The organism is Pseudodonghicola xiamenensis DSM 18339 (assembly GCF_000429365.1).
In the GTDB taxonomy this organism is placed as follows: domain Bacteria; phylum Pseudomonadota; class Alphaproteobacteria; order Rhodobacterales; family Rhodobacteraceae; genus Pseudodonghicola; species Pseudodonghicola xiamenensis.
Genome location: NZ_AUBS01000074.1, coordinates 1 through 3,651, shown reverse-complemented (window position 1 = coordinate 3,651; position 3,651 = coordinate 1). Strand labels below are relative to the sequence as shown.

Genomic DNA, 3,651 nt, shown 5'->3' with positions numbered 1-3,651 from the left:
CATCCTATGGGAGTGGGCAAGCTAGGCTACTCGGGCGGTTTGGATTGGCACACATTTTGGCACACATTGGCACACATCTTGCGGTTTTCGGCCCCAAGGTGCTATCAGTGCGTTGGATGCAATTGGATCATGGTAGAAGTCGGCTGAACCGAAAAGCCCTTTCTTGTAAGTGTCTTAAGTGAAGGGGCCGCGTCCCTATAGCTCAGCTGGTAGAGCAGTCAGGTCCGCGGTTCGAGTCCGTGTGGGGGCACCATATCACCATAAAATCATTGATTTTCTGTGTGGTTTGTCCCCGGAGCCGCTCCACGTCCTCCTGCGGTTGGCAAAGGCCCAACACCTGAGCAGGACCCGTTCATGGCTGGCGGCTCAGCAGAGAGCAGGTTGCCTTGGAACAGACCGCGAACGGATCTTTAACTGTGCCGCGATCCGCGCTAAGTTCCCCGCATGAGCAGTTACGACGATCTTGATGCCTTCGAGGGGGCAGCGCTCTCGGCCCGGGCCATGGCGGCGCGGCCGGCGCCTTACCTCGACGATCTGAACCCCGCCCAGCGGGAGGCGGTCGAATGTCTCGACGGCCCTGTTTTGATGCTGGCCGGCGCCGGCACCGGCAAGACCAAGGCGCTGACCGCGCGCATCGTGCATCTGCTGAACACTGGCCGCGCCCGGCCGAACGAAATCCTCTCGGTCACCTTCACCAACAAGGCCGCGCGCGAGATGAAGGAGCGGGTCGGCCGCCTGCTGGGGCAGGCGATCGAGGGCATGCCCTGGCTGGGCACTTTCCATTCGATCTGCGTCAAGCTGCTGCGCCGCCATGCCGAACTGGTGGGGCTGAAATCCAATTTCACCATCCTCGACACCGACGATCAGATTCGCCTGCTGAAACAACTGGTTCAGGCCGCCGGCATTGACGATAAACGCTGGCCCGCCCGGCAATTGGCCGGCATCATCGACGGCTGGAAGAACCGTGCGCTGACGCCCGACAAGATCCCCACCGCCGACGCCGGCGCCTATAACCACCGGGGGGTGGCACTTTACGCGCAGTATCAGGACCGTCTGCGCCAGCTCAACGCTGTCGATTTCGGTGATCTGCTGCTGCACATGGTGGTGATCTTCCAGACCCACCCGGACGTTCTGGCGCAATATCAGCGCTGGTTCCGCTATATCCTGGTCGATGAATATCAGGATACCAACGTGGCCCAATACCTGTGGTTGCGGCTGTTGGCCGGGGGGCACAAGAACATCTGCTGCGTCGGCGATGATGACCAGTCGATCTATGGCTGGCGTGGTGCCGAGGTGGGCAATATCCTGCGGTTCGAAAAGGATTTTCCCGGCGCCCATGTGGTGCGGCTGGAACAGAATTACCGTTCGACCGCGCATATCCTCGCCGCCGCTTCGAATGTCATCCGCGGCAACCAGGGGCGCCTGGGCAAGGAGCTCTGGACCGAGGCTGAGCATGGCGAAAAGGTCCGGCTGATCGGCCATTGGGACGGGGAAGAGGAAGCGCGTTGGATCGGTGAGGAGATCGAGGCGATGCAGCGCGGCACCCGGGGGCTGCGTGCCTTCGGTCTGGATGAAATCGCCATCCTCGTCCGCGCCTCGCACCAGATGCGCGCGTTTGAGGATCGGTTTCTGACCATCGGTCTGCCCTATCGGGTGATCGGCGGCCCGCGCTTCTACGAACGGCTCGAAATTCGCGATGCCATGGCCTATTTCCGGCTGGTGGTCAGCCCGGATGATGATCTGGCCTTCGAGCGTATCGTCAACACGCCGAAACGGGGCCTGGGCGACAAGGCGCAGCAGACCATCCAGACCACGGCGCGGGCCAATGGCGTCAACCTGTTGGAAGGGGCCCGGATCGCGGTGGACGACGGGCTGATCAAGGGCAAGGGCGGTGCGGCGTTGCGGACCTTGGTCGAGGATCTGCGCCGCTGGGGCCGGATGGCGGGCGATCCCGATCTGACCCATATGGAACTGGCCGAAATGGTGTTGGACGAAAGCGGCTACACCACCATGTGGCAGAACGACAAGACGCCCGAGGCGCCGGGCCGGCTGGAAAACCTAAAGGAACTGGTCAAGGCGCTGGAGAACTTCGAGAATCTGCAAGGCTTCCTGGAGCATGTCAGTCTGATCATGGACAATGAGCAGGCCGATGCCGATCAGAAGGTGTCGATCATGACGCTGCATGCGGCCAAGGGGCTGGAATTTCCCGCCGTTTTCCTGCCGGGCTGGGAGGACGGGTTGTTCCCGTCGCAACGCAGCATGGATGAAAGTGGTCTCAAGGGCCTGGAGGAGGAGCGGCGCCTGGCCTATGTCGGCATTACCCGCGCCGAAGAGATTTGCACCATCTCCTTCGCGGCCAACCGGCGGGTCTTTGGCCAATGGCAATCGGCGCTGCCGTCGCGTTTCATCGACGAGCTGCCCGAGGAGCATGTCGAGGTTCTGACCCCGCCCGGTCTTTATGGTGGTGGATATGGCGCGGCGGCGGCCCCGGCCAGCGCGGTACGCGGGACGATCGAAACCCGGGCGTCCGAGGCGAATGTCTATAATTCTCCCGGCTGGAAGCGGATGCAGGCCCGGGCCGGCGAACGTGGTACGTCGCAACCGCGCGAAAGTCGCAACACGGTGATCGACGCGACTGCTGTCTCCAGCTTCACCGTGGGGGAAAGGGTGTTTCACCAGAAATTCGGCTATGGCACGGTGACCGGGATCGAAGGTGACAAGCTTGATGTCGATTTCGAGAAAGCCGGGCCGAAGAAGGTGGTCGGTCGCTTCCTCTCGGCCAGCGATGATATCCCGTTCTGACTGCGCAAAAGCGACGCGGGCCGCGGTTCGCTGGTGCATCGGGTCGCGATCCTGTACTCTTTCTGTCGTGAGGTGCCCCCTTCGGGGGGAGAATTGGGAAGCCGGTGCAAGACCGGCACTGCCCCCGCAACGGTAAGGATCGGGAAATTCCGGCAAAACCACTGAAAGCGCCTGCTTTCGGGAAGGGTCGGAACAGGGCCGCGGGCCCCCCATTGTCCAAGTCCGGAAGCCAGCCTTGCATAACGTCAAATCGCGGGCGGCGATCCTGGGCGGTGCGGGCGACGGATCCCGCAGGCCTTTCTTCGTACCCGTGCATATTGCATCTGCCGCGGGGCGCGGCGGAGAAAGGAACGAAGATGAAGTGTAATCCCGATCCATGGGACGCAGGGCGATGATGCTATCGGGGATCTTGCTGGCATTGCGCGATCTGCCGCCCGAAGCCGATGGCCAGGTTGCCGCGCGGATGGGCTTTCTTGAATGGCTGATGACCCTGCCCGAGGACTGTTCCGAAGCTGCGGCGGCGCAGGCGGCGGAATGCCGTGCGGCGCCTTTGGCCGCGACCTCGCCATCGGTGGCGCTGTTTTGTGATCACCTGCGGGCATTGCAGCATTGCGCAGACGATCTGCCTGCGCCGGCTCGGCGCGGTGGGGCTGGTCGGCGACGATCATGATGGCGGATGACAAACGGGAAAAACGAAAACGGCGGCACCAGGGAGGAGGAGAGGTGCCGCCGTTCTCTTGTAACATCGAGCGCAGGGAGGAGGAGAGCGCCCGATGTATTCGGTTATGTCGTTTCCCCATTTCGGGGGTTGGAGTGGCCGGCAACGCAGGGAGGAGGAGAGCGTTGCCG

The 3,651-nt window shown here is 62.5% G+C and carries 2 protein-coding genes, 1 tRNA gene and 1 riboswitch; all 3 genes read left to right on the top strand.

The features are described from left to right. Window positions 1-191: 191 nt before the first annotated feature. The 3 genes from G455_RS0121990 (at window position 192) to G455_RS0121980 (ending at window position 3,472) form a co-directional block, all read left to right on the top strand. A tRNA-OTHER gene (locus tag G455_RS0121990) sits at window positions 192-253 on the top strand. Window positions 254-444: 191 nt separating this feature from the next. After that, a complete protein-coding gene (locus tag G455_RS0121985; protein WP_028095585.1) occupies window positions 445-2,802 on the top strand; it encodes an ATP-dependent helicase in 2,358 nt (785 codons plus the stop codon). A gap of 53 nt (window positions 2,803-2,855) precedes the next feature. Continuing rightward, window positions 2,856-3,054, top strand: a riboswitch (cobalamin riboswitch). Window positions 3,055-3,193: 139 nt separating this feature from the next. Beyond that, on the top strand, window positions 3,194-3,472 hold the full coding sequence (locus G455_RS0121980; RefSeq protein ID WP_154664465.1) for a hypothetical protein: 279 nt from the start codon (window positions 3,194-3,196) through the stop codon (window positions 3,470-3,472). Window positions 3,473-3,651: the final 179 nt, after the last annotated feature.

What these genes read in the sequence shown, in the direction of transcription:
- G455_RS0121985 (WP_028095585.1), top strand. Translation starts at nt 445, where the DNA reads ATGAGCAGTTACGACGATCTTGATGCCTTCGAGGGGGCAGCGCTCTCG.
- G455_RS0121980 (WP_154664465.1), top strand. Translation starts at nt 3,194, where the DNA reads ATGATGCTATCGGGGATCTTGCTGGCATTGCGCGATCTGCCGCCCGAA.